The sequence below is a fragment of the Protofrankia sp. CiP1_Cm_nod4 genome (genome assembly GCF_982290645.1).
The window spans coordinates 1-6,400 of record NZ_CEVIVC010000160.1 but is presented as its reverse complement, the minus strand read 5'-3'; the positions used below and the strand labels follow the sequence as shown (position 1 = coordinate 6,400).

General features: G+C 72.2%; 6 protein-coding genes. 4 read left to right on the top strand and 2 right to left on the bottom strand.

The window, feature by feature from the left end:
* Nucleotides 1–151 precede the first annotated feature (151 nt).
* Both AC5LSR_RS20975 and AC5LSR_RS20970 read left to right on the top strand, forming a co-directional pair.
* On the top strand, nt 152–1,612 hold the full coding sequence (locus AC5LSR_RS20975) for a 1-acyl-sn-glycerol-3-phosphate acyltransferase (RefSeq protein WP_250281990.1): 1,461 nt from the start codon (nt 152–154) through the stop codon (nt 1,610–1,612).
* A gap of 3 nt (nt 1,613–1,615) precedes the next feature.
* Nucleotides 1,616–1,906, top strand: a complete 291-nt coding sequence (locus AC5LSR_RS20970) for a hypothetical protein (protein ID WP_250281993.1) — start codon at nt 1,616–1,618, stop codon at nt 1,904–1,906.
* Nucleotides 1,907–2,098: 192 nt separating this feature from the next.
* On the opposite strand, the gene AC5LSR_RS20965 is transcribed toward AC5LSR_RS20970, so the two are convergent.
* Together AC5LSR_RS20965 and AC5LSR_RS20960 are read right to left on the bottom strand one after the other, a co-directional pair.
* The gene (locus tag AC5LSR_RS20965) at nt 2,099–3,001 is read right to left on the bottom strand and encodes an HAD family hydrolase (protein WP_250281994.1); all 903 of its coding nucleotides are present in this window, start codon (nt 2,999–3,001) and stop codon (nt 2,099–2,101) included.
* A gap of 439 nt (nt 3,002–3,440) precedes the next feature.
* Nucleotides 3,441–4,289: a sigma-70 family RNA polymerase sigma factor gene (locus AC5LSR_RS20960; RefSeq protein WP_250281995.1), complete on the bottom strand. Its 849-nt coding sequence runs from the start codon at nt 4,287–4,289 to the stop codon at nt 3,441–3,443.
* 657 nt (nt 4,290–4,946) lie between these two features.
* On the opposite strand from AC5LSR_RS20960, the gene AC5LSR_RS20955 reads away from it, so the two are divergent.
* Together AC5LSR_RS20955 and AC5LSR_RS20950 are read left to right on the top strand one after the other, a co-directional pair.
* Complete coding sequence (locus AC5LSR_RS20955) at nt 4,947–5,351, top strand: glutaredoxin family protein (RefSeq protein WP_250281996.1); 405 nt, start codon at nt 4,947–4,949, stop codon at nt 5,349–5,351.
* Nucleotides 5,352–5,568: 217 nt separating this feature from the next.
* A partial coding sequence (locus AC5LSR_RS20950) for a redox-sensing transcriptional repressor Rex (RefSeq protein WP_493468877.1) occupies nt 5,569–6,400 on the top strand: 832 nt, incomplete at its 3' end.

Sequence of the window (6,400 nt, the reverse complement as noted above, 5' to 3'; positions counted from 1 at the left end):
CCAGCCCACGCAGGGCCAGCCCACGCAGGGCGGCCCCCGCAGAGCCGGCTCGCACAGGGTATCGGCCAGCTCGCGCAGGGTACCAGCTCACACAGAGTATGCGACTCACGCAGAGTATCAGGGCAAGTCCGGCGAAAAGGTGGTCACGGATGTGAGTGAGGCGCGCATCATCCCGCTGGGCAGCAAGGACGCCCGCGTCAGGGCGAGCGGTGGCGCGGTGGAACGCCGTTCCCGGCCGCGGGACCCGGCAGAGGGCGATCACGATGACCCGGTCGCCGTGAGCGGCACCGACGCCGGTGGGCCGGCCGACGGCGGGAGCGCCGCCGGCCCCCAGCGGGCCGAGGGCCCCGGCCCGGACCCGCGCCGGAACGATCCGCCCCCCTCAGCCACGACCGCGCCGACCGCGCCAGCGGGGACGGCGGGGACGGAGACGGACGCGGAGCGTTTCGGCGGCCAGCGCTGGCGTGACACCGGTCCCCCACATGGCCGGGAGCTGGCGCCGCATGGCCGGGAGCCGGCACGTCGCGTCGGCGCCCGGCTGGACAGCGTCGGCGCGGCAGGCCCTGACGGTGCCGGCGCGCGGGGCCCGGCGGTTCCCAGGGAGCCCCAGGCATCCTGGGAACCGCCGGAGCCCGGGGAGTTCTCCACCGCGGAGGCCGGTGACACGTGGGCCTCCGGGGAGCGGGCGGCTGCTTCCGGCCGGACCGCTCCCGCCGACGACGTCGGCGCCGGGCAGGCGTCCGCACTGCCGTCCGAGCCGTTGGCCAACGCGGGCAGCCTGGAACGGGCGCTCGCGGGCTTTCTCGCGTTCCTGCGGCGCCGGATCACCGGCGACTACGTGGTCGACGAGCACGGTTTCGACCCGGACCTGACCGAGAACGTCATCGCGCCGCTGCTGCGTCCGGTCTACCAGAACTATTTCCGGGTCGAGACGCGCGGTCTGGAGAACGTTCCGGACACCGGCGGCGCGCTGATCGTGGCCAACCACTCCGGTACCCTGCCGCTGGACGCGATCATGACCTCGCTGGCGATAATGGACCATCATCCGGCCCACCGGCACCTGCGGATACTCGCCGCGGACCTGGTGTTCTCCATGCCGTTCCTCGCACCGCTGGCGCGCAAGACCGGCAACACCCTCGCCTGCCAGGCGGACGCCGAACGGCTGCTTGCCGCTGGCCACCTGGTGGGGGTCTGGCCGGAAGGTTTCAAGGGGATCGGCAAGCCGTTCAGCGAACGCTACAAGCTGCAGCGCTTCGGCCGTGGAGGTTTTGTCTCGGCCGCCTTGCGCACGGGCGTCCCCATCGTCCCGTGCACGATTGTCGGGGCCGAGGAGATCTACCCGATGATCGGGAACTTCCGGACGTTCGCCCGGCTGCTCGGGCTGCCCTACCTGCCGATCACCCCGACGTTTCCGTGGCTGGGTCTCCTCGGCCTGGTACCGCTGCCGTCGAAATGGTTCATCGAGTTCGGCGAACCGGTGGAGACGGAATCACCGAACCCGGCGGCCGCCGAGGACCCCATGCTGGTGTTCGAGCTCACGGACCGCATCCGGGAGACGATTCAGCATTCCCTCTACGGGCTGCTGATGCAGCGCCGGTCGGTATTCTTCTGACCCGTGACGACCGTGGACGGGCAGCGGGTGGGCTGGTGGCGTGCGAGATCGCGGCGGACCTGGGTGGGCCGCGGCATCGTCGCCGGATATGTACTGTCGGTGACCGCCGTGGTCGCGGTCCTGGTCGTCATAGATGACCTTTTTCTGGCGGTGTGGCTGGCCGTCATCGAGGTGGCCTCGGTCCTGTCGATCGCCTGGGTGGCCCGGCGGCCCGAGCCGCCGCCGGAGCGGGCCCGACGCACCACCCGGCTGGGCACGCCGAACGATCCCGGCATGCCCAGCGGCCGCCGGTAGGCGCCCCGGCCCCGGTCTCGGCTGTCCAGCCGGCCCGGCCCGTCCCGTCGGCCCGCTGTCCAGTCGGGCCCGGCCGTTCGATAGGCGTCCGGTCGGCCGTCCAAGAAGCGTCCAAGAAGCGTCCGAGAAGCGTCCGAGAAGAAGGTGGCAGGGCTGTCCGGAAGGACGAGGGACGGCGGGGCCGTTCGGTGGTCAGCCGGCCACGCCGATATAGCGCCGGCGCAGCGCCATGCCGGCCGCCACCCCGCCGGCGAGCGCGCCCACCCCGGCCGCTGTCGGCACACCGATCCGGGCGGCCTTCCTGGCGGTGCGGAAGTCCTTGATCGGCCAGTCCCGCTCCCGGGCGACGGCCTTGAGGTCGGGGTCAGGATTGATCGCGACGGGGTGGCCGACCAGTGACAGCATGGGCAGGTCGTTGATCGAGTCGGAGAAGGCCCAGCACCGGGAAAGATCCAGCTGCTCGCGCTCGGCGAGCGCGCGTACCGCGGCTGCCTTGGCCGGGCCGTGCAGCGGCTCCCCGACGAGATGGCCCGTGTAACGTCCGTCCACGACCTCGCTGACCGTTCCGAGCGCGCCGGTGAGCCCGAGCCGCCGGGCGATGACCGAGGCGAGTTCCACCGGGGTGGCCGTGACGAGCCACACCCGCTGCCCGGCGTCGAGATGCTGCTCGGCCAGGGCCCGGGTGCCGGAGTAGATCCGTTCCGCCATCCGCTCGTCGTAGATCTCCTCGCCGAAGCGGACGATCTCGGCGACCTCACGGCCGGCGACGAACGCGAGCGCGGCCTCCTTGACGTCGCGCATCCCGTCGGTGTTCTCCTGCCCCAGAACCCGGTAGGTGACGTGCTGCCAGCCGAACCGCAGCAGGTCGCGGGACTGGAAGAAGTCGCGCGCGGCCATCCCGCGCGCGAAGTAGAAGATCGACGCTCCCATCATCATGGTGTTGTCCACGTCGAAGAAGGCCGCCGCGGTCGGGTCCGGCGGCGCCTTGGCCGTCTGGTCGGCGGCCACCTTCAGGGCCGCGGTGGCGGCGGCCTCGGCATCCGCCGCGCGGGCCTTGTCGTCCGCCGACCGTTGCGGGCGTGGTCGAAACCGCATCATGATCTCCTGGGCGTGCGCGGCGCGGGGAAGGAGCGTGCTGTGACGGTGACCCGGGAGCTGTCACGGTGATCCGGGAGCTGTCACGGTGCTGTCACGGTGACCTGGGTGCTGTCACGGTGACCTGGAAGAAGCGTTGACGTGCGAAGCGTACGGTGCGAACGGCCCGTGGCGGTGTACCAGCGCATCCGCGGCCCGCGGGTACCCGGGACGCCCAGCGCCCGCGGCGGCACCGGGAGCCTGTCCGCCGGGTGTACGGCCGGCGCCTGGCAGGCCACCGCCCGCGGCGCTACCCGGGGATGCCCGCGGCGGGCCGCGCCGGCTGCGCCGGGTCGTACCGGCTGTACCGGGTCCACGCCGGCAGTGGCGGACCGGACCCGGACCGGACCCGGACCGGACTGGGGACCGGACCGGGCCGGCCGTGGCGCCGGGAATGGTTTCAGGCCGGGTTCTCCCGGAGCCGCCGGGCCAGGGCGCGCACGGCCCGGTACTGGAGAGCCTTGATCGCGCCCTCGTTCTTGCCCATCGCCAGCGCGGTCTCCCGGACGGAGAGCCCTTCGACGAAGCGCAGCACCACGCACTCCTGCTGGTCGGGGCTGAGCGTGCGGACGGCGTCCATGAGGGCCCGGCCGGTGATGACGTCCAGTACCGACTCCTCCGGCCCGGACACGACATGATCCCGCCCCGCCGAGAGGATGTCGTCGGTGGGGAACTCCAGCTGGGCCTGTCGGGACTTCCTGGAGTCAATGATCAGATTCCGGGCGATGGTGATGAACCAGGCGCCGATGTCAGGCCCCTGCCAGGTGAAGGTCCTGATGCCGCGCAGCGCGCGCAGGAAGGTCTCGCTGACGATGTCCTCGGCCGCTGTCCGGCTGCCTATCCGGTAGTAGACGTAGCGGAAGACCATGTCCATGTAAAGGTCGTAGAGCTCCCCGAACGCCTCGCCGTCGCCCTGCTGGGCGCTGCGCACCAGGTCCGCGAGCTCGGCGTCCGGCCGGTGGGCGTTCGACGGTGACTCGTCGGGGACGGGCATCCCGTGGCCGGCCAGGCCGTCGGGGGAGGTGGACTGGGCCGTCCGCTGGCCGGGCGAGGCCCCTCCCGCCGAGTGGGCCATGGGGGGGCCGACCGGCGTGGCCGCCCGGAGCATGATCGTAATGCGGGCCAGCTCGGCGCGCAGCGCCGGGCAACAGGTGGGATCGGCACGTGGCATCACGACCTGGGCGGAGCCGGCGCACAGCGCCGCGCGGCCGCGGAGATCGAGAGCTGGTTGCGCCCACAGCGGGTTCACGTCGGTGATCGGTCCGCGGCGCCGCGGGAGACGGCACAGACCGGGCCGGGCCTCGGGCCGTCCACCGGGCGGGGGTCCTCGCTTCCACGCCCCCGCGACGTTCGGGAAAGGGCGGAGGGCATGCTGGCTCCAAAGATCGAGGAGGCCCGGCGGGGCGGGGTGTGGCCCGCTCGAGAACCGGGATTCTCCGGTGGGTGTCGGATCAGGTCGGACGAAGCCGACGGCGACGCGACCGCTTCCTGCTCCTTTCGGGTCAGGGGCGTCGAGGTGTGTCAACGGCCATCAGACGGGCCTGGTCGGCAACCCGCGGATCGGAGACCAGGGGACCCCGTGGCGATCCGACGGGCGCCCCTCCCGCGCGGGCGGCGTCATCGAGTCGTCCGGGGAGCTGGATCCGTCGCATCTCCCGGATTCGACAGGAACTCCGCGCGCGTGAAGAGCATGATCGCGCTACCTTTGATCCTCCGGAACCCTTTGGAAAGTTGAGTGTAGCCAACGACCTGCCGGCGGGCATGGGGAGCGAGGTGAAGATGCACGGTCGTCATCATGTGCTGGGACGAAGTGCTTTTCCGGCTTTGTTGCCCGGTGCGGGGGATCTTTTCGGCCCCGGCGCCTTTTGATGATCGAAAATGATGATCGAAGCGGATGGTCGCAGCGATGACGAGGGTTCCCGCGGGTCGAGGCGCCGGCGGTGGCGCTGACAGCGTGCACGGCGGTGCCAGTGTGGACGGCGCCGAGGTACGGGCGGACGTCGACGTCACCGGCGGCGCCGCCGCCATTGGCGGTGCCGCGCGGGCGGCGGATCGACGGATCACCCTGCTGGTCCGGGCCGGCTGTCACCTGTGCGCCGACGCCCGCGCCGCGGTGGCCCGGGTGGCGGCCGACACCGGCACCGGCTGGACCGAGACCGACGTCGACACCTCGGCCGAGCTCGCCGACGCCTACGGCGACCGGGTCCCGGTGATCCTCGTCGACGGGCGGGAGCACGGCTACTGGCGGGTCGAGGAGGCCCGTCTACGGCGCGCGTTGACCGTCGGCCGCTGGGGGCGGTCCAAGAAATGATCACGGGCCGGCCGCGTGGCGTACCCGAGTGCAAGATCATGTCAACTTCGTGAAGTCCTTCACGAGGTCGTAAACTCGCCCCGACAGCCGTCCACCGGCGTCGTTCGACCGCGAGACCGACCGTGGCGCCCGCCGCGGAGCTGGTAGCGGAGCACTGTGGGGCCGCGCGCCCGGCGTCGTCGGCGGCCGGGCGTCTTGAGTGGGGCGGGAGCCGTACATGACTGAGCTTCGGCGGGCGGCCGGCGCTGCCCGTGGACGCTCGTCCGTGCCCGAGGCGACGGTCGCCCGCCTCCCGCTCTACCTGCGGGTCCTCACTTCGCTCGCCGACCGGGCGGTCCGCACGGTCTCGTCCGAGACGCTGGCGAAGGCGGCCGGCATGACCTCGGCGAAGGTCCGCAAGGACCTGTCCTACCTGGGCTCGTACGGGACGCGTGGCGTCGGCTACGACGTCGACTTCCTGCTCGGCCGCATCGCCGCCGAGCTCGGGCTGACCGAGGACCGGACGGTCGTGCTGGTCGGGGTCGGCAACCTCGGCCACGCGCTCGCGGGCTACGCCGGCTTCCGCTCCCGGGGATTCCGGGTGGTCGCCCTGCTCGACGTCGATCCCGACCGGATCGGCGAGTCCGTCGGCGGCGTCGCGGTCAGCCCGCTCGACGAGATGGAAGCACTTGTCGAACGCAACCAGGTGACGATAGGTGTCATCTGCACGCCGGCCGCGGCCGCGCAGGCAGTGTGTGACCGCCTTGTCTCCGCGGGAATCACGAGCATCCTCAATTTCGCGCCGATCGCGTTGTCGGTGCCGGTGGGAGTGGACGTGCGCAAGGTTGATCTCGCTGTGGAACTGCAGATCCTGTCGTTCCACGAGGCTCGCAAGCGTTCGGCGCCGGCCACGGGCGGTGTGGCCGCACCCACGCGTCCACCCGGCCGCCGGGCGGGCCGCCCCGGTGAGCCCGCCGACCCGCGGCTGGCCGTGGTGACCCGTGCGCCCACCGGGCCGCCGGCACCGGGAACGCGGGGCGCCGACGGCCCGCTGGTGGGCACGCCCGGGG

Bases quoted from the DNA above. Each gene is read 5' to 3' on its own strand.
- AC5LSR_RS20965 (WP_250281994.1), bottom strand. From the start codon at position 3,001: ATGCGGTTTCGACCACGCCCGCAACGGTCGGCGGACGACAAGGCCCGC.
- AC5LSR_RS20955 (WP_250281996.1), top strand. From the start codon at position 4,947: ATGACGAGGGTTCCCGCGGGTCGAGGCGCCGGCGGTGGCGCTGACAGC.